Annotated in this window: 22 protein-coding genes and 1 pseudogene; 10 read left to right on the plus strand and 13 right to left on the minus strand. The window is 69.1% G+C overall.

What is annotated here, in order from left to right; all coding sequences use genetic code 11:
* The first annotated feature begins 687 nt into the window (after nt 1-687).
* From ACWD5Q_RS21555 to ACWD5Q_RS21570, 4 genes are all read left to right on the plus strand, one after another.
* On the plus strand, nt 688-1,548 hold the full coding sequence (locus ACWD5Q_RS21555) for an SAM hydroxide adenosyltransferase (RefSeq protein WP_451428642.1): 861 nt from the start codon (nt 688-690) through the stop codon (nt 1,546-1,548).
* A gap of 214 nt (nt 1,549-1,762) precedes the next feature.
* Complete coding sequence (locus ACWD5Q_RS21560; RefSeq protein ID WP_451428643.1) at nt 1,763-2,632, plus strand: ABC transporter substrate-binding protein; 870 nt, start codon at nt 1,763-1,765, stop codon at nt 2,630-2,632.
* 11 nt (nt 2,633-2,643) lie between these two features.
* Complete coding sequence (locus ACWD5Q_RS21565) at nt 2,644-3,543, plus strand: amino acid ABC transporter permease (RefSeq protein WP_451428644.1); 900 nt, start codon at nt 2,644-2,646, stop codon at nt 3,541-3,543.
* Nucleotides 3,540-4,280: an amino acid ABC transporter ATP-binding protein gene (locus ACWD5Q_RS21570; RefSeq protein WP_451428645.1), complete on the plus strand. Its 741-nt coding sequence runs from the start codon at nt 3,540-3,542 to the stop codon at nt 4,278-4,280. The genes ACWD5Q_RS21565 and ACWD5Q_RS21570 overlap by 4 nt, the downstream gene beginning before the upstream one ends.
* A 159-nt stretch (nt 4,281-4,439) precedes the next feature.
* Here the strand turns inward: ACWD5Q_RS21570 and ACWD5Q_RS21575 are convergent, their stop codons facing one another.
* From ACWD5Q_RS21575 to ACWD5Q_RS21585, 3 genes are all read right to left on the minus strand, one after another.
* A complete protein-coding gene (locus tag ACWD5Q_RS21575; RefSeq protein WP_451428646.1) occupies nt 4,440-4,574 on the minus strand; it encodes a hypothetical protein in 135 nt (44 codons plus the stop codon).
* Between the two features lie 88 nt (nt 4,575-4,662).
* The gene (locus ACWD5Q_RS21580) at nt 4,663-5,076 is read right to left on the minus strand and encodes a type II toxin-antitoxin system VapC family toxin (RefSeq protein ID WP_451428647.1); all 414 of its coding nucleotides are present in this window, start codon (nt 5,074-5,076) and stop codon (nt 4,663-4,665) included.
* Nucleotides 5,073-5,336 (minus strand): CopG family transcriptional regulator, encoded by a 264-nt coding sequence (locus ACWD5Q_RS21585; RefSeq protein ID WP_451428648.1) that lies wholly within the window; start codon nt 5,334-5,336, stop codon nt 5,073-5,075. The genes ACWD5Q_RS21580 and ACWD5Q_RS21585 overlap by 4 nt, the downstream gene beginning before the upstream one ends.
* Nucleotides 5,337-5,536: 200 nt before the next feature.
* Here ACWD5Q_RS21585 and ACWD5Q_RS21590 point away from each other — a divergent pair, with 200 nt between their 5' ends.
* Entirely contained in the window at nt 5,537-6,877 is a 1,341-nt protein-coding gene (locus ACWD5Q_RS21590) for a DUF2254 domain-containing protein (RefSeq protein ID WP_451428649.1), read from the plus strand.
* A gap of 572 nt (nt 6,878-7,449) precedes the next feature.
* Here the strand turns inward: ACWD5Q_RS21590 and ACWD5Q_RS21595 are convergent.
* Entirely contained in the window at nt 7,450-7,875 is a 426-nt protein-coding gene (locus ACWD5Q_RS21595; RefSeq protein WP_451428650.1) for a hypothetical protein, read from the minus strand.
* Between the two features lie 314 nt (nt 7,876-8,189).
* Between ACWD5Q_RS21595 and ACWD5Q_RS21600 the strand changes: the two genes are divergently transcribed.
* Complete coding sequence (locus tag ACWD5Q_RS21600; protein WP_451428651.1) at nt 8,190-8,354, plus strand: hypothetical protein; 165 nt, start codon at nt 8,190-8,192, stop codon at nt 8,352-8,354.
* Between the two features lie 111 nt (nt 8,355-8,465).
* Nucleotides 8,466-8,627 (plus strand): hypothetical protein, encoded by a 162-nt coding sequence (locus tag ACWD5Q_RS21605; protein ID WP_451428652.1) that lies wholly within the window; start codon nt 8,466-8,468, stop codon nt 8,625-8,627.
* 181 nt (nt 8,628-8,808) lie between these two features.
* Here ACWD5Q_RS21605 and ACWD5Q_RS21610 read toward each other — a convergent pair.
* The 3 genes and pseudogenes from ACWD5Q_RS21610 to ACWD5Q_RS21620 form a co-directional block, all read right to left on the minus strand.
* A pseudogene (locus ACWD5Q_RS21610) lies at nt 8,809-8,997 on the minus strand (transposase); the annotation flags it as partial.
* Between the two features lie 30 nt (nt 8,998-9,027).
* Nucleotides 9,028-9,723 carry a hypothetical protein gene (locus tag ACWD5Q_RS21615; RefSeq protein WP_451428653.1) on the minus strand — a complete coding sequence of 232 codons (696 nt, stop codon included), beginning with the start codon at nt 9,721-9,723 and terminating at the stop codon, nt 9,028-9,030.
* Between the two features lie 3 nt (nt 9,724-9,726).
* Complete coding sequence (locus ACWD5Q_RS21620; protein ID WP_451428654.1) at nt 9,727-10,218, minus strand: RNA polymerase sigma factor; 492 nt, start codon at nt 10,216-10,218, stop codon at nt 9,727-9,729.
* A gap of 790 nt (nt 10,219-11,008) precedes the next feature.
* Between ACWD5Q_RS21620 and ACWD5Q_RS21625 the strand changes: the two genes are divergently transcribed.
* Nucleotides 11,009-12,220, plus strand: coding sequence for a hypothetical protein (locus ACWD5Q_RS21625; RefSeq protein WP_451428655.1), 1,212 nt, complete (start codon nt 11,009-11,011; stop codon nt 12,218-12,220).
* A gap of 127 nt (nt 12,221-12,347) precedes the next feature.
* Here ACWD5Q_RS21625 and ACWD5Q_RS21630 read toward each other — a convergent pair whose 3' ends face one another.
* From ACWD5Q_RS21630 to ACWD5Q_RS21645, 4 genes are all read right to left on the minus strand, one after another.
* On the minus strand, nt 12,348-13,349 hold the full coding sequence (locus tag ACWD5Q_RS21630) for a recombinase family protein (RefSeq protein ID WP_451428656.1): 1,002 nt from the start codon (nt 13,347-13,349) through the stop codon (nt 12,348-12,350).
* Nucleotides 13,350-13,614: 265 nt separating this feature from the next.
* A complete protein-coding gene (locus ACWD5Q_RS21635; RefSeq protein ID WP_451428657.1) occupies nt 13,615-14,058 on the minus strand; it encodes a DUF2267 domain-containing protein in 444 nt (147 codons plus the stop codon).
* Between the two features lie 53 nt (nt 14,059-14,111).
* Nucleotides 14,112-14,507, minus strand: coding sequence for a DUF2267 domain-containing protein (locus tag ACWD5Q_RS21640; protein WP_201858700.1), 396 nt, complete (start codon nt 14,505-14,507; stop codon nt 14,112-14,114).
* A 101-nt stretch (nt 14,508-14,608) separates the two neighbouring features.
* Nucleotides 14,609-15,040 carry an Hsp20/alpha crystallin family protein gene (locus ACWD5Q_RS21645; RefSeq protein ID WP_451428658.1) on the minus strand — a complete coding sequence of 144 codons (432 nt, stop codon included), beginning with the start codon at nt 15,038-15,040 and terminating at the stop codon, nt 14,609-14,611.
* Between the two features lie 128 nt (nt 15,041-15,168).
* Here ACWD5Q_RS21645 and ACWD5Q_RS21650 point away from each other — a divergent pair, with 128 nt between their 5' ends.
* A complete protein-coding gene (locus tag ACWD5Q_RS21650) occupies nt 15,169-15,798 on the plus strand; it encodes a type III effector protein (RefSeq protein ID WP_451428659.1) in 630 nt (209 codons plus the stop codon).
* Between the two features lie 697 nt (nt 15,799-16,495).
* Complete coding sequence (locus ACWD5Q_RS21655; RefSeq protein WP_225080615.1) at nt 16,496-16,822, plus strand: helix-turn-helix domain-containing protein; 327 nt, start codon at nt 16,496-16,498, stop codon at nt 16,820-16,822.
* Nucleotides 16,823-16,907: 85 nt separating this feature from the next.
* On the opposite strand, the gene ACWD5Q_RS21660 is transcribed toward ACWD5Q_RS21655, so the two are convergent.
* Nucleotides 16,908-17,297: a Tn3 family transposase gene (locus tag ACWD5Q_RS21660; RefSeq protein WP_451428660.1), complete on the minus strand. Its 390-nt coding sequence runs from the start codon at nt 17,295-17,297 to the stop codon at nt 16,908-16,910.
* 27 nt (nt 17,298-17,324) lie between these two features.
* Nucleotides 17,325-18,008 carry a GNAT family N-acetyltransferase gene (locus tag ACWD5Q_RS21665; protein ID WP_451428661.1) on the minus strand — a complete coding sequence of 228 codons (684 nt, stop codon included), beginning with the start codon at nt 18,006-18,008 and terminating at the stop codon, nt 17,325-17,327.
* Nucleotides 18,009-18,138: the final 130 nt, after the last annotated feature.

Here is an 18,138-nt window from a genome sequence, read left to right on the forward strand (position 1 = left end):
GGCACCGAAGGCGCGAAAACGGGCCCTCCACGACCAGCAGGCGTTTGCTTTTTGCCAGGGCCAGGGCCAGGGCCAGGGCCAGGGCCAGGGCCAGGGCCAGCGGCATCGCGTGCACCCGGCGGAGAGGCATCGCGTTGCGCGCGCCTGGCGAGCCAGCCTGGGTCGCCTGCTCCCCCACCTGGGCGACTGTTGCTTCGGCCAGCGCGTCGGCCACCGCCATCGTCGCCCACCGGCCGTGATGCCGGTCCAGATCCACAACCCCGGCGAACGCTTCGTACGGTGCCGCTGTCCACCCCGCGGGACCAGACGGTGCTCGACTTCACTGGCGTTGAAGAAGCGGGTCACCCGGTTCGCACTCGCCAACGCGGTCCTTGCCGACCGGCCCGCGTAGCCCCTCCCCGCGACGGTCCCGGTCCACATGCTGGTCAGGGTGGACCGGGTGGGTATTTGCGATGCTAAAGTCCCCTCCATGCTGCACACCGCCACCCTCGCCATGATGCGAATGATGCCCCGAATGTCGGAGGCGCTTCGCTAGCGAAGCCGTGTGCGCGCAGGACGCGACGGACCCTCCGGCAACGGGGGGTCCGTTTTTTTGTTGTCCCCGTTGCCTCCCGCGCTCCTCACCCACCCCCAGTCGTCCCCGTGGCTGCCGTGTGCGGCCGACTCCATCCGCAGGAGAACCTCGCCATGCCCCACTCTCCGGTCATCTCGCTCACCGATTGTGCCGACCCCAACGCGGTGGCCCGGCAGTCGGCCAGGATCGCCGCCCTCTTCGGGGCCACGCCGAGTGTCCTTCCGTTGACCGGGCCGGACCCGGAGGGCGTCGCCGCGCTCACGCTGCTCGACCTGCTGCGCGCCACCGATCTCGTCGGCGGGCCGACGCACCCGGTCGTGGTGCTGGTCAATATCGCGCCGCGGGACGGCTCCTGGCCCAACGGGGCGCCGTTCTGCTACTTCCGCCACAAGCAGCACCTGGTGATCAGCACGTTGAATCCCCGAGTCCTCGCGCCGCTGTCGACCTACCTGGAGCTGACGGAGGTTCAGGTCACCGACGTACGCGAGGTGGTGGAGACGGCCGCCGCCCAGTGGGCCGAGCTGTCGTCGGCCGAGGTCGAGGAGATCGGGCGGACCCAGTTCCGCAGCCTCTGGTACGTGCCGCTGCTGGCCCGCTGGTTGGTGGACGGTCGCCCGGTCCCCGCACGGCCGCACGTCGTGGGCGGGCCCGACCAGCGGGCGGTGGGCGCCGAGGAGGCCGGCGCGGTGCGGGTCGCCGTGGTGGACAACTTCGGCAACTGCAAGCTGGACCGCCCCGTCGCTGCCATCCCCGGCCACCGGGCGGCGGCTGGTCTGTCCGTCCACAGCGCCCGCGACGGCCGCCGGATCCAGGTGCGCTGTTACGACCGGCTGCCCGATGTGCCGTACGGCGAGCCGGGCATCACCACCGGAAGTTCGGGCCTGGGTTTCGCCGAACTGGTGGTGCGGGGCGGTTCCGCGGCCGAACTGTTCGGTCTGCGCGAAGGCGACCGGGTCCTCCATCCCACCGGCTGACGCGTTGTCGCGGCGTCTCGAACGACGGTCGCCTCGATTGACACCGCACCGCACCGCCCGCAATGCTCAAGCGCATGTCCGGAATCCTCCGCCTCATGCGCCGTCGGCACGTTGACCACGTGCGGTGCGCCGCCGATCTGTGTCGCTGAGCGCACTGCCCCCGGCTTTTCTTTCGCGCCGTCCGTTTCCGGACAGCTTTTCCAAAGGAACCCTCATGTCCCTTTCCCGCACGTCCCTCGCCGCCTCGCTGGGCGCCGTCGTGGTGCTGGCGGCCGCCGCCTGCGCGCCCCAGCCCCAGAGCACGGCCAAGGCCACCGCGACGGCCTCCGGCAACTGCGCGACCAGCCCGAGCCTCCACCGGCAGGGGCAGCTGACCGTCGCCACCGACTCCCCGGCCTACACGCCGTGGTTCGACAACAACGACCCGTCCAACGGCAAGGGCTTCGAAAGTGCCGTGGCCTACGCGGTGGCCGACAAGCTCGGCTTCAGCCGGAGCCAGGTGAAGTGGGTGGTCGAACCGTTCGACAACTCCTACGCCCCAGGACCGAAGAACTTCGACTTCGACATCAACCAGATCTCCAGCACCCCGGAGCGGGCGAAGGCGGTGGACTTCTCCACCAGCTACTACACGGCCAATCAGGCCGTCCTGGTACTGAACAAGTCCAAGTACGCGGGCGCCACTTCACTGGCCGCACTCAAGGACGCCAAGATCGGCGTGCAGGTTGCCACCACCAGCTACCAGGCGGTGCTCGACGAGATAAAGCCCGGCCGGCAGCCGAGTGTCTTCAACACCACCAACGACGAGATCAACGCTCTGCAGAACGGCCAGATCGACGCGCTCGTCACCGACCTGCCGACGGTGTTCTACCTGGCCGGCACACAGGTGCACGGTGGCAAGATCCTGGGCCAGTTCGGCTACCACGGCAGCACGCCGGAGCAGTTCGGCCTGCTGCTGGGCAAGGGCAGCGGGCTGACCCCCTGCGTCAACCAGGCGCTCGCCGCGCTCAAGGCCGACGGCACGCTGGACAAGATCACCTCCCAGTGGCTGTCGGCCTCGGCCCACGCCCCCGAGCTCAAGCCGTAGCGGGTCGCACAGTGAAGCACGAGACCTCGGCCGAGCTGGATCAGCAGGCCAACCCGCAGGACGAGCAGTACCGGCCGAGCGAGCGGCAGCGTGAGCGGGAGCGGTTCCGCCGCGCCCGCCAGCGGCGCAACAGATGGATCGCGATCCTGTGCACCCTGGTCAGCCTGGTGGCGGTGGCGGCGGCCGTGGTCGCCTCGCCCGGCTGGGACCGGCTGCGCAGCCGGTTCCTGGACGGCGCGGAGTTCCGCAAGACGTTCCCCGCGATCCTGGACGGCTTCTGGCTCAACGTCCAGATGTTCCTGATCGCCGAGGTGCTGATCCTCGTCCTGGGCCTGCTGATCGCCCTGGTGCGGGTCACCCGGGCGCCCGGCCTGCAGCCGCTGCGCCTGGCCGCGACCCTGTACGTGGACGTCTTCCGCGGGGTGCCGACCCTGCTGCTGGTCTTCCTGGTCGGCTTCGGCCTGCCGGCGCTCCAGCTGCAGGGCACCCCCTCCCAGCCCTGGCTGCTCGGGGTGATCGCGCTGGTGCTCTCCTACACCGCCTACGTCGGTGAGGTGCTACGGGCCGGCCTGAACTCGGTTCATCCCGCGCAGCGCAACGCCGCGCGGGCGCTCGGGCTCAGCGAGTCGCAGACCCTCCGGCGGGTGATCCTCCCGCAGGCGGTGCGCAACGTCCTGCCGCCCCTGCTCAACGACTTCATCGCACTGCAGAAGGACACCGCCCTGGTGGCCGTCCTCGGGCCGTTGGAGGCGCTGAGGGTCGCGCAGATCAAGGCGAACTACGACTTCAACTACACCCCCTACCTGGGGGCGGCAGCCCTGTTCATCGCGGTGACCATCCCCTTGACGAGGTACGCCGACCGACTGCAGCGCCGCGCTGCACAGCGCACCTGGGCGGAGGCCGGACAGTGAACGAGCCACTGCTGCGGATCAGCGCCCTGCGTAAGGCGTACGGTTCACGCCTGGTCCTGCGCTCGATCGACCTGGAAGTCGCCGAGCACCAGGTGGTCTGCCTGATCGGCGGATCGGGCTCAGGCAAGTCCACCCTGCTGCGCTGCATCGACCTGTTGGACGTCGTCGACGACGGCACCATCCATCTCGGCGGGACCGAGCTGACCGATCCCCGCCTGGACGCGAACCTGGCCCGCCGACGGATCGGCATCGTCTTCCAGGCGTACAACCTGTTCCCGCACCTGAGCGTGCTGGACAACATCACGCTCGCCCCGCGCCAGGTGCACAAGGTGCCGCGCAGGCAGGCCGAGGAGTCGGCCCGCGAACTGCTCGCCAGGCTGGGCCTCGCGGACAAGGCGCACGACTACCCGGACCGGCTCTCCGGCGGCCAGCAGCAGCGGGCCGCGATCGCCCGGGCCCTGGCCACCGACCCGCAGGTGCTGCTCTTCGACGAGATCACCTCGGCGCTCGACCCCGAACTGGTGGGCGAGGTGCTGGACGTGGTCACGGACCTGAAGGAGCGCGGCCTGACCATCCTGATGGCCACGCACGAGATGGGCTTCGCCCGGCAGGCCGCTGACCAGGTCTGCTTCCTCCAGGACGGCGTGATCCGCGAACAGGGCGCCGCCGAGCAGGTGTTCACCGACCCCCGCCACGAGTCGACCCGGCGCTTCCTGTCCCGCGTGCTGGAACGCTAGTGTCCTGAAGTCCTTGATCCCTCGGCAGTCTCCGGCGAGGGATTCGAGGATCTGGCCGGCGGTCTTCGTCCAGACGTAGGGCCTCGGGTTGTCGTTCCGGTCGGCGACCCGAGGCCCGGATGTCGCGCAGCAGCGGACCCCGCCATCTCTGAGGGCTGATCAGGGCAGACGTTCCACGATGCTGTCCACGAACAGTCCACAGACGGCGTCGGTGCCGCTCACGGCCGCACACGCCTGCACATACGCGAAGACCCCGGCCTCAGCTTTTCCGCTGGTGACGGGGTCTTTGGGCACCTCATGCAGGGTGCCCCCGGTGAGGCACCCGAGCCTGATGATGAGGAGAGGCAGGGCTGAAGGGGGCCCTCGCCGACGAGGGACCGGGTCAGATCTTGATCACGGTGGCCTGGCCGCCGCACAGGGCGGTCAGGTCCTCGGGGTCCGAGGTGAGGATCGTGACGGGGCCGGGGGCGGCGAGGGCGGTGGCGCTGAGCATGGCGTCGATGGCGTACTTGTGGCCGTGCAGGTCGGTGTCGGCAAGGAGGGCGGCGGCGTGCCGGGCGATCGGCTCGGTGACCGGCTCCACGATGAGGCGGGCGAGGGTCCACTCCAGGGCGGGGCGATTGATCCGGGGATGGATGACCTCGACCAGGGTGGCCGCAGACGTGATCACCCTCAGGTCGTCGGCGAGGGCCAGGGCGAACCAGCCGGTGACCGTACGGTCGCGCAGCACGGCCTTGGACAGCCCCTCGCTGTCGAGGACCAAGGTGCCGCCGGGTACGGCGGGGGAGCGGGTCACGCCGCGTCCGTCCTGCCGCGGGTCTGTTCGAGGCGGGCCTGGTGGAGCTGGTCGCGCAGCGCCTGGATCTCCTCGTCGGTGACGGGGCCGTGCTCGGCCTCGGCGACCCGGATGAGTTCGTTGAGGTTGTCGCGTTCGATCTGCCGGGCGACGGCTGCGGCCACGTAGGCGGACAGGCCGGAGGGACCGCTGCGGGCCTTGGCGGCCTCCGCGATGTCGCGCGGCATGGTGATCGAGTACTTGCCGGTAGGCTCGCTCACGCCCTTTATCCTACCTTCAATCCTCCTGGATGGGTTATCCATCCGTCTGCTCGCTGTGGGGCGACCCCGTTGAGCAGGATTGACCGAGGACGCGGACTGTCGGAACGCCGTGATCTCAGGGAGCGTGATCACTTGGACAGTCGACACGCACGTCGGATACTGGCCATACCCGGCCAAGCATCGACGTGCGGGGGTTGCCCATGATCCGACGTGATGCGCTGGCGGAGTACGTTCGCGGGTCGCTGTGGGTGCTTCCCACCCTGTCCGTGGTGGCCGCACTGGCCATCGGGTCGCTGCTGTCCCTCGTCAAGACCGGCTCGGGCTCGCCGCTGGCGTTTCAGGGGACCGCCGACGATGCCCGGACGCTGCTGATCGGGATCACCGGGACGATGGTGACGGTCATCGCCGTGCTGCTGGGCCTGGCCGTGGTCGCGCTGCAACTGTCGTCCACCCAGTTCTCGCCGCGGCTGCTGCGCAACTTTCTCCGCGACCGGCCCAATCAGATCGTGCTCAGCGTCTTCGTGGCCACCTTCGCCTACAGCGCGGCCGGTCTCTACACGGTCGGCGTTTCGGGAGGGGGCCGCTCCGAGAGCTTTCCCCGGTTTGCGGTGAGCGGCGCGCTCGTCCTGCTGTTCGTCAGCCTCGGCCTGCTGGTGTTCTTCGCCGACCATCTGGTGCACTCCATCCAGGTCGACGCGATCATGAGCGTGGTGGAGCGCAACACCGTCCGGGTGATCCGCGATGGGGTGTTCGCGGGTGGCGAGGATGTCGTCGACGTGCCGGAGTGGGCCGTGGCCGTTGCCTCCCACCGCTCCGGGTACGTACAGGTGGTGCGCCCGCACCTGCTGCTGCGGACCGCGGCCGAGCACGGTGTCTGTCTGCGGCTGCGGCCCCGGGTGGGCGAACACGTTGTCGCGGGAACGACACTGGCGTGGATCTGGCGGGCTTCACCGCATGATCCCGCTCCGGCCCCCCAGGAGTTCTCGCAGGTGATGGCCGCCGGCGTCCGTATCGGATTCGAGCGCACCCTGGAACAGGACGCTGCGCTCGGAATCCGGCAACTGGTCGACGTCGCCTGCAAGGCGCTGTCTCCGGCGGTCAACGATCCGTATACGGCGGTGCAGGCCGTCGACCACCTGTCCGTGATCTTCTGTGTGCTCGCCCGGCGCCCCCTGGGCAACCACGTCGTCCGCGACGCGGGCGGGGCCGCCGTGGTCATTTCCGGGCGGCGGTTTCCGGAATACCTCGCCGTGATGTGCGGGCTCATCCGACGCTACGGGGCCCGTGAACCGACCGTCGCCCAGGCCCTGCTCCGCCTGCTGCACAACTGCGCCGCCGTGGTCGCCGACGATGCCGAGCGGTTGGCGGCGATCGAGGAACAGGCCCGCATCGTCATCGCCGACACCGAGCGAGAGGTGGCGCAGCCGACCGACCTCGCCCTCGCCCACGCGGAGGCGGAAGCCGTGCGCCGGCAAGTGGCCAGGAATCGTCCGACCGTTCACACCCCCGACAACCGACCAGACGGGCCACCAACTCCCTGACCACGTCGGCAGGCAATCCCGGCAGTCCTGCAGTGCCACGGTTGTCCCCTGCGCCGACCCCCGGCACGACCTCCCGTGCCACGTCCTCGGCTCGCCTGGTCGGCGTGGTCCTGTGCACCGGGGCCGGGTACACGCGCTCCCGCGCGATGGCCAGGGGCGGGGGACACGGCAAATGGGAACAGGCGAAGTCGTCAGTTGGGGGCGGACAGCTGGTGATTGAGGCGGTTGTCCGGCTGATTCGGCAGGTCGGTGGCGATGGGCTGCAGGTTCCGACCAGTGGAAACCGCTGACTTCGGCTTCCTTGAGTGCTTTGATCGCTGCGAGGGAGCGTCAGCCCTGAAGGGAACCGACCCGCATTTGAAAGCATGACATCTTTGTCCCGAAGCAACTTGGGTGGGGCGCGTCCTTGGGCTGGAGTGCTTCCTACCTGCGCGGATGGTCCGTAGACATTCCGTCCGCCGGTGTTCGTCGGCGTTGTCACGCAGTTAGCCTCGAACAAGCGGAAAGGGTCCGCCAGCAAGCTGACGGACCCTCATGCAAGATCGAGGTTGGACACTCAGAGTGCTTCGGTCTCAGGCTGCGGCCGGACCAGTTCCGTGGCGTTCGTAGAGTCGCTTCACTTGCTTAACCCAGAAGCCGAACTTCTCGTCCGCTGACGCGCTCATGGGGAGCAACTGGAGTTCCTTGGCCAACTGGTAGAAGCCGGAGCCAGCGTCGTTGGCACCCAGGTAGTTCACCAGGGCCGAGAGCATGATAGGTGGGTCCGAGGGGGCGATCTCCTGATCTTGTTCGACGATCAGTCCGAGCAGATGACCCATCGCGGCCCGCTCGTCAGCACGTTCGAAGTCGAAGGGCCGGCAGCCTGTTCGCCTGGCGAGGGTCACGTTGAGCTCGGTGTATGAGGTGAGCTTGCCCAGCTTTGCTCGCTCCACAAGGAAGTTACGCCCGACATCTACCAGTTCGTCCCATTCGCTGTCCGTGCGACCATATCCAGACATCCCGCCCCCTGCGCTACGTCGATCGGTGAGCTGGAACGTACAGTGCTGGCGTAGTGCCCCACCATCGCTCGATGGGCGGACCGCTACACCTTCGGGTTGTGGCGAGCCCCCCCGTCTTGCCTGACCGCCGCCCCAAGACGAAAACGAGTCCGGTTGGCGGGCGGTGGTGACCTGGGGTTTCGCCGTTGCGGACTGCGGCTACCTGTCACTGTCAGTCGCCGTTGAATCGGTCTCGGGGAGCCCCGGTCGGCTCAGGGACGGCCCAGCCGCACCACGGTCTCTCGAGGCCGGCTCCGTACCGCATCATGTGCGTCATGACCCTGACCTTCGGCCCTGACCGGCAGCCCCACGAGTTCCAGTGCGGCTGCTGCAACGCCCCCATCGAGCGTGCCTGGAACTTCGTCTACGTGGACGGAGCACCGTACGCGGTGTACTTCGCGTACTGCTACCACCACCGGGACCGGGATCACGACGCGTGATTAGACGTGATCTTTGGAACGTGGGGCGCCGGGTCCGACCAGTGGGACGACCACGTCTCGTTCGCCTGCCGAGTGGGCCCGGTCCTTGGCCAAGATGATCCAGCGTCCACCTTGGTCACGGCAGGCCTCGCGCACCCTGATGGACCCCTCTTCGGCCGCAAGCTCGATCGGGAAGCCGCCCTGCAGCATCCACGGCTGCCGGAGTTCTGGCAGGTCTCGGACTTCATCCTGGAGCACGACCCGCTGGTGCGCGGTCACGTCTACGGGCATTGAATGACCGTTCGAGCCGCCTTCGACCAAGCCGCAACCGCCGGCCCGGCCTCGTGCCGGATGCTGACTGCACCTTCGATGCTGCCCGTCTGAACCTCAGCCGATGACAGTCAGCCACGACGGCGGGTACGCCGACCGACCAGGCACGCGTGTGCCTCGCTGCACCCCAACCGGCCTTGATCACGCTGTCGGGACGCAGCCAGTTGCTCACATCGACCGCGAGGACGATCCGCCCGTCGGCGGCACGGGGCAGCGGCGTGGAGGCGAGAAGCCTGCGCAGGCGGCGCGGCTCCAGCCAGCCGTGGTTGACCGCGTCGTACATTGCCCCGTGCCCGCACCGGTGCTCGGCCGTGAGCTGGTCAGCCCCGGGACTCGCAGGGCAGAGCTGCGCCCCCGGTTGCGATCAGTGGCTCGCGAGACGCTCCACTTCGCTGAGTGGGACGGTCTGGAAGCCCACCTCCGCAGCGCGTCGGTACGAGCCGCTTCCGGGGATCTCCGCCAACGGACCGGGGAATGCGTGGGCGGGCCGATCATCCAGCCAGCACCCGGCGCTGCTCAGGACGACCTGCCCCTTCACGACCGGTGCCACCCGCAGGCCCAGACCTTCCGGACCACCGTCGACGGACTGGGGCGCGACGATTCCGAAGAGACTGCCGTCGCGGGCCCAGAGCGATCCGCTGTCCGCGCCGGGGCCGAGGCCGCTCGATACCCAGACAGTGCTTCCCGAGTGGATCTCGCGGCCGCTCAGGGTCCTGACGTCGGTGAGGCGCATTTCGGCAAACTCCGGCCCATTGCCAGGTGCCGAACGACCCGTCAAGGCCCCCTTCGCGAGGACAACCGAAAAGCCCTGCTCCTGGGCGACCGCGAACTGCTCCTGCAACGGCATCACCGCGCAACCGCTTGCCCCGTCCAGCGCGACCGGCGCACCGGAACCCGCGGGCCAGAGCGTGATCGCACCCGCGACGGCGACGGCTGCTCCCGCGGCGGCAAGGACGCGTCGGCGGGCCCGCTTCCTGCGTTTGGTCCCCAGTGCGGCGAGCACGGCCTCCGGGTCGGGGGTGTGCGAGGCGAGGGCGGCGGTCAGGTCGTCCACGTCCACAGGTCAGCTCCTCTCGGTGAGGGTTTGAGCGGAAAGTCGCAGTGCGGCGCGGGCCTGGGAGAGGTGGGAGCGCACCGTGGCGCTGCTGCAACCGAGCGCCTGCGCGATCTCCTGATCGTCCTGGTCGAGCAGATAGCGCAGGACGACGGCCACCCGCTGGCGCGGTGTCAGTCCCGCCAGCAGCCGGTCCACCTCGTCGCGCCGCACCACGGCGTCAGTGGCATCGGGATCCACCCGGTCCAGCACGGCGGCGTCCCCGCTGGGCTCGGTCCGCCGCCGCTTGGCCTTGCGCCGGTCCGACAGATAGGTGTTGACCACGATCCGGCGCACATAGGCGACAGGGTTCTCCGTCGCGGCGATCCTGCGCCAGCGGGAGATGACCACCAGCAGCGCATCGGACAGGATGTCCTCGGCCAGGTGCGGATCCCCGGTCAGCGCACCCGCGAAGCGGCCGAGCCCCGGAAGCTCAGCGCTGAGGAACTCCTCGAGCGTCACGATGTCGGCTACCTCCTCATTCGCGCCGCTCGGTGACGGCGTCCCGGTGAATAGACGTCACGGGCCCGGTCCTTTGTGCAGGCTCGGCGCGGCCGGATCCCGAGGCCCGCATCCATGGCCGTCGGGGCCCGCGAAGCGGCGGAACCCACGTGTGGCGGCGCGTCGGCCTGCGCACCCTCACCACCAGCACGCCCCCAGCGCACTCAGCCGCGCGCCCCTGAGTAGGGTCGGGGACTGGCGCGGTCTCTTCCGCTCCGTTTCCAGCCCCCGCCGCTTCAAACCGTACGTGCGGTTCTCCCGCATACGGCTTTCCGACATCGTTCACCGACTGGCATGCGCCGTCGCCCTGCGTACGGTTCCGGTAAGGCGGTAGACCCGGAGCCGTGTGATCCACCCGTAGGTGAAACGGGTGGTCCAGTTCCGACCCCGCAGGCCGTGTTTTCGGCTGGCGAGGATCGCCGGCCGTTCGTGGACGTAGCCGTCGACATCGACCGCTTTGAACTTCCGCCCGGAGTTCCCGTTGCGGAGGTAGGTGGGCGGAGGAGATACGCGTAAAAGCCGCCGCTTCATGGCAGAGCGTGACGCTCGAATACAGTGAGTGTGCCTACACTCCGTGAGGGAGTCCTTCCTGCCTTACCTCCGCCACCAGCAGCTGTTCTTCTACGGACTGACGGCACTCTGGGACCGGCGTCCCAAGCCATCGGCAGTCAAGCACGGCCGCCGGGGCCGACCCCGGCGACCCGATCCGGCCCCCGCACCCCCTCCGTCCGCGGTCTGGTGCCAGCTCGCGTTGTTCGAGGCCCGCCGAGACCTCACGGGTCGGGCCACCGATGAGGACGCTCACCGCGGCAACCCCTGGCTGGCCTGGGCCCGCCATAGCGCCCACCGCCTCGGTGAGGCCCGCGGCTGGCCCCGCAAGACGCGTCTGAACGTCGACCAGGCCCTGGTCATCGTCCTGACCGGCCATGCCGAGGGCGACGTGGTCCGGTACTCGGAAGTCTTCCCGGTGCTTCGATCGCGCGGCCTGAGCGTCGAGCGGACCACGGAAGTACTCGACCACATCGGCGTGTTCCTCGACGACCGGCCGTCGTCGTTCGAGCTGTGGCTAGAGTCCAAACTCGACGGGCTCGCCACCGGGATTGCCCACGATGTCGGAGACTGGGCCCGGCTGCTGCACGACGGCGGCCCCCGTTCCCGGGCCCGCCATGCCGCGACGGTCTGGAACTACCTCAACCGGATCCGGCCCGTGCTGCTGGAATGGTCGAACCGTTACGACCACCCGCGCGAAGTCACCCGCGACGACGTGCTCGCCCACCTCGAAACCCTGCAGGGCTCGCAGCGGCAGACCACGATCATCGCCCTGCGGTCACTGTTCGGCCGGGCCAAGAAGAACGGCACCATCTTCAAGAACCCGACCAGCCGCATCCGGGTCGGCCAGCGCGAGGAAGGCGTCATCCAGCCTCTGGAGCCTGGACACATCAACGGATCTGTCGCCGCCGTCACCCATCCTGCCGACCGGCTGATCCTCGCCCTCGCCGCCGTCCACGCGGCACGATCTGCGGCGATCCGTCGCCTCCAGCTCGACGACCTCGACATCGGCAACCGGCGCCTGTCCATCGACGGCCGCACCCACCGGCTGGACGAGCTCACCCTTCAAGTCGCCCGAGAATGGCTGGAGTTCCGGCGCCGCCGCTGGCCCGACACCGCCAACCCGCACCTGCTGATCAACAAGCACACCGCACTGGGAACCGGCCCCATCGGCAAGAGCTCGGTCGCCGGGCCCGCTCTGCACCGCCAGACCGCGACCCTGGAACGACTCCGCATGGACCGCCAACTCGAAGAAGCCCTCGCCCACGGCCCCGACCCTCTTCACCTCGCTGAGGTCTTCGGCCTCAGTGAGAAGACCGCGATCCGCTACGCGAACTCCGCCCGCGCTCTCCTGGAACGAGACCTGGAATCCGACCCCGCGACTTCACCGCGAACCCACGGGTCCAACCCCTAGGATCGGGCTTCTGGACCCTCGGGTTCCCGCTGAGAACCCTTCAGTATTCGCGAACTCACGGACCTCCCGGGGGATCGCCGAGGTAAGCCCAAAAGGGGCCACGAGATGATCTTGAAGCTCTAGTGAGTCACCGTACGGTCTGCGGTTGGGCCCGGGGGCTGGGGAGTTCGCAGGCATGGAGGGCGGCGAAGTCGGCGTGGGCCGCCTCGACGGCTTCGGGGTACGCCTCGCGCTTGGCGTGCTCGGCGAGCGCCCGGTAGATGCTGGCGACGGAGGGGTTCCGGCCCTTGCGCTTGCCGGTGGGGATGATCAGGTCGGGCTGGATCTGCTCGATGGACTCGCCGTTCGCCCTACGGCGGAGCACGGTGTGCAGCATGTCGTCGGTGATGACCGGCGGCCGGCCGTCGTGTTTGCCCTTGCGGGCCGCGGTGTCGAGCCCCTCCAGCGTCGACTCGCGGATGTTCTCCCGTTCGGTCTCCGCCATCGCGGCGAAGAACGCGAACAGCAGCGGCGCTGCGCCGGTGGGGTCGTAGATGCCGGGCAGAGGCCCGGAGAGCATCTCCAGGACCAGGCCGTGGGCGGTGAGGTGGTCGGCGAGCGCGGTGAGTTCGGCGGCGTCGCGGCCGAGGCGCTTCATCTCGTACACGGTGAAGATGACCCGGCAGTGCGGGGCGTGCGCCTTGATCTCCCGCGCCGTACGGAGCGCCGCCTCGAACTGCGGGCGGACCCGTACTCGGGTGCTGATCTTCTCGCTGAAGATCTTGTCTCTCGGGATGCCGTGCTTGCTGAGGGCATCGAGCTGGGAGTCGAGTTCCTGGCTGAGGTGCGAGCAGCGGGCGTAGCCGACGCGGATGTCCGCGCTCGGCAGGTCCGGGTCGACGGCCGTGGGGACCGAGTGGCCGGGCCGCCAGGGCTTGCCGGGGTTGCGGTCGGCGGGAGTCGGCACCCGTAGCGCCTTCTTCAGGCGGAGCACCTGGGTGAAGCGGCGGGTGTGGTACGCGGAGGCGACCGCGCCGCCGCGCGATCGGCACGGCGAGCCGGGCTGTGCGTCGCACTTCGGACAGGCGTGCTGCTCGATGTCGTCCACGTCCGACCGGTCGGGCGGGGAAGGCTGCTGAGAGACCGTCATGGGCCCGGATCTTCGCACAATGCAAGTCTCAGAAGGGGGTCCGTCCCGCTTTCGAGTGAGAACGGGTTCTGAGAACCGAACCGAGATCAACGAGGGTCCGGCGGGCCGTTATCGATCTTGCTCCGGCAAAGGACCGTTTATGAGAAACACCGCCCGAGACGGTCATCATGCACAGCGAAGGCGGAAGTCCCCGATCGCGCGGATCGGGGACTTCGCCAAGGGCCGCCGGAGGGATCCTGTTGCGGCCCCGGGGTGCCGGCGCCGTTTACGCGGCGGAGGTGAGTTCGGCGCGGCCGAACAACAGCGCGTGGCCGGTGGGGAGCTGGTGGAGGATGCGGGTGATGAGGTCGGGGCCGGCGTGGGCGGCGACGGCCGCGAAGACGGAGCCGGTGTCCCAGCGGGTGGTGGCCAGGGAGGCGCCGGAGCGGGCGGCGAGGTCCTTGACGAAGGCCCATCCGGTCAGCGGCTGGGTGTCAGGGACCTGTGCGGTCAGGAGACGTGCGGCTTCCAGGGGCAGGCAGGCGGCCAGGTGGACGCGTTCGTCGCCGGTCAGCTGGCGTCCCAGCCCCGCGAGAACCAGGCGGACGGCTTCCTCGGCTCTCTCGCGGGTGGGGTAGGCGCCTTCGTAGCGGACCTTCTTCAGCATCTGCTCATACGCCGTCGAGTACGGCTGCTGGTGCTCAGCCGGTACGCGCACGTCGGTGATCACTGCGGTGCATGCCTTTCGTGGAGCGGTGCGGGTGTGTGGCACCGAGGTAGGGGTCAGGTGGGCTGGGGGCGGCCGAAGAGGAGGTCGTAGTCGGCGGGGAGCTGGAGCAGGATCTGCCCCAGCAGGTCCTCGCCGGCCGTATCGGCGACCGTGGACAGCACGGCGCTGACGTCCCAGGTCGCGGTCTGCTCGGTGGCGCCCTCGATCCAGGCTGCGGTCGCCCTCACGAACCGCTCCGGGGGCAGCGGTTCGGCGCTCTGCAGCGGGTTGAGCAGGATCAGGGCGAATTCCTCCGGGAGACGTGCCGCGAGCTGGGCGCGAACCTCGCCGACCAGATGCGCGCCGAGCAGGGCGAGCACCACACGGGCCGCGCGCTCGGCTTCCTCCACAGTGCCGTACTCGCCGCGCTCCTTCACGTGGTCGAGGAACGCTTCGCGTCGCAGAGTCATCTCGCCGCCGCCCCTTCTTGTTCTTCGGCCTGCCCACGGGGCGCGGAGGACGGGGTGAGGGGGAGATCAGATGCCCGTCCTCCGCACCTGTCCGGCCGGTGTCAGCCGGAGATCTCCTTGTGGCCGGTCCCGACGCCGATGGAGATCTTGCGGGGCTTGGCACGCTCGGCGATCGGGATACGCAGGCTCAGCACACCCGCGTCGTAGTCGGCCTTGATGTGCTCGGTGTCCAGGGTGTCGGCGAGCACGATCTGGCGGGAGAAGACGCCCAGCGGCCGCTCGGACAGCTCCATCTGCACGTCGTCGGCCTTCGCCACCGGCCGGCGCTCCGCCTTGACCGTCAGCATGTTCCGCTCGACGTCGATGTCGATCGCGTCCGCGCTGACGCCGGGAAGGTCGAAGGCCACCACGTACTCGTCACCCTCGCGGTAGGCATCCATCGGCATCGCCGACGGCCTCGACCAGGTGCCCGGGCCCATCAGCTGCTGCGCCAGCCGGTCCAGCTCACGGAAGGGGTCAGTGCGCATCAACATCGTGAAAACACCTCCAGCAGGTTCAGGCAGTTACTGCCAATGCGCCTCACTGACACCGTTGTAACATGTCATCCAATGGATGACAAGCACGATGTCGTCTACATGATGACAACCCGAGGGAGGTGCCCGTGACCGCACCCGACCAGCCGGTCTCCACCGACACCGACGCCCACAGCCCGGCGTCGTTCCTCGCCGCCGCGGCGGCCCTGAAAGCCATAGACGACGCCCTGCGCGACGCCCAGCACGAGACCCCCGACGTCCTCGGCGCCGGGCCGGCCCCGGAGCAGGCCCTCGCCTCGCTGATGCTGCTGCGGCAGGTACGTGAGCGGCTCGCCGGATGGGAGACCGGCCTGATCGAAACGGCCCGGAACGCGGGCGCCAGCTGGGCCGACCTCGCCTCTCCCCTGGGTGTCGCCAGCCGCCAGGCCGCCGAGCGCCGCTACCTGCGCGGCCGCCCCGGCCCCGCCGGGACCACCGGCGAACAGCGCGTGACGGCCACCCGTCAGGCCCGGGCCGCCGACCGCAACACCGCCACCTGGGCCCGCCGCAATGCGGCCGACCTGCGCCGCCTCGCCGGCCAGATCACCGCCCTCACCGACCTTCCCCCCGCCGCCCGCCGCCCGCTCAATGTGCTGCACGCGGCCCTTGCCCACAACGACCCCGCCGACCTCATCGCCCCCCTGGCCGCCGCCCGCCCCCACCTGGCCGCCGCCCACCCCGACCTTGCCGCCCGGCTCGACACCCTCACTCCCCCCTGACCCCGCCCGGTGCCCCGCAACAGCCCAGTCAGCCTCCGCCCCCGGGTGAACCCCCGATTGCCCTCGAAGTCCGGCGGCAGATCGTCCTCCGGGTTACGCCACCGGTTCGCCCCCGGCACCCAGATCTCCCGCCGACGCAGCGCATCCCGCCAGCTGACCAGCACACACAGCTAGTAGAGGATGGCCAGCTTCCTCGTCCGCGCCTCGTGGGTTCGCGCCGGGGCGTCACTCATGCAGGTGTGTTTGCGGCAGAACTACACGCATCGAACCTGAAGAAAATCTGTCGCGGTCACAGTAGACATTGGCTCGTCGCAGGGGTATTTTTTACGTGTACCCAGGAAGTCGAGAAGGGCACGGCAGAGATGAACTGCCGCGCATGCAGGTCAAGCAGGACGCCCCACGGGGGCTGCGAGCAGTACCCGCGTTATCCAGCAGTACGACCGTGTAGCCGAAGGTAAAGGAGCAGACGCCATCAGGATCGCCCGGGCGAGGAAGAAGTCGCCCGGGTACCGCAGGCCTCGGATTGGAAGGTGGTCCCCGGTCACGCATCCGCGATCCCCGCAGCCCCGCCCTCCCAGGCGGAACCTGCGGACAAAGAAGGCCGGCGCAGTTCGCCGGTAGATGGTGTTGAAAGCTCGGGGCCCGGGTGCCGTACGGCACCCGGGCCCCCCGACGTGTCCCCTGAAAGAAGAGGTCTATGCCCCCTGCCAGTTCCCGTCCCGTCGACAATCTCGACGATGACGACTACCCCGCCTACACCATGGGCCGGGCCGCCGAGATGCTCGGCACCACCCCCGCCTTTCTCCGCGCCCTCGGCGAACACCTCCTGATCACCCCGCTGCGCTCCGAAGGTGGCCACCGCCGCTACTCCCGCTACCAGCTGCGCATCGCCGCCCGCGCCCGCGAACTCGTCGACCAGGGCACGCCCATCGAAGCCGCCTGCCGCATCGTCATCCTCGAAGACCAGCTCGAAGAAGCCCGGCGCATCAACGAGCACCTGCGCACCCAAGGCCGCGAGTCGTAGTCGAAGAACTCAGCCTGAATCAGCACGCCGATCCTGGGGGCAACACCGGCCAGCGGACGATGCTGCCGTCACCGGCCGCGGCCTTTCAGGCGGCCTGCCCGAAGCCGGCCGCGGCCGGGTCCGCCTCGCGCAGCGGGGCGAAGTCCACGTCCAGCTTCGGGTCGTACGCCTCGGGCTGGATGCCGAGCTCGTGCGTGCTGTACTCGCCGAACCGGTTGATGTGCTCGGTCAGGTACGGCGAGATGTGCGCCAGGTCCTCCGGATCGATCGTCCAGCCCTCCTCCAGCAGCTGGCGGACGATCTCGGCGATGTCCAGGGCATTGTGAAAAATGACCGCGTTCGTGAGCAGAGCGTTGAATTTCATTGCCTTCTCCTGCTCTACCGGGTCGTTGTCGGCGATGACGCCGCGGTTGCCGAAGCCGACCCACTGGGAGAACCGGTTGAACGACTCGACTTTGTTCGTCGCCGCGGTCACCGGCGGATCGGCCGGCGTGAGCCAGTCCTACTTGCTGGAGGGAACCACCGGCCCCCGGGCGATCAGGACGTCGGCTTCGTGGTGCCAGCCGAGGGAGGAGTAGAGGCGCTGGCCTTCCTCGCTGGCGATGAGAAGACCGGTACGGGCGCCCTGTGCCACGGCGGCCTCGGCCAGAGCGCTCATCATGGCGCGGCCCAGGCCGCGTCGGCGGTGCGCCGGGTCCGTCTCGATGCGATCGGCGATCGCATCGGCGCCGACCACGGCGATGGCGCCGCGCGCCGCAATCTCTCCGGAGGGGCCATGGAGGGAGACGACCGTGACTGGTCCCTCCGTGTGGACCGCGCGCTCGTACGGCGCGGCGGGTGCGTGCTGCGGGTGCTCGGTCAGATCGGTCGTCATGAACCATTCGGACCGGTGGAGCAACTCCAGTCCGGCGGCGCTGACGACGGCTTCGACGGTGCCTGGGCGCAGCGTAGGTACTGTGAGCCAGGTGATCTGCTGCGCGGCGGCGACGGATGCCGCCAGCCGTGCCAAGGACTCGGGCTCCTCATCCGCACGCAGCGCGAACACCTCGACCTCACGGCCGGGTTGGTCGCACTTGGACCGCAGGCCGTCCCCAGCGGACTCGACCGGCTCGGCCTCGGGCAGGGAGCGAGCCACGGTCCAGCCGTTCAGCCAACGTCGTATCAGCTCTGATTCGATCTTCGCCATCCGGCGATTAGAACATGACCGCAACTGGTCGACGGGCGAAGCGTCCTTTTCCCGCTCATCACTCTGCGTATTCACTAGCCGAGGGATGTGCCCCAACAACAGGTCTGGGGTCTTTGGAGGAGATACGCCC

It is taken from the genome of Streptomyces sp. NPDC002513 (assembly GCF_053595355.1).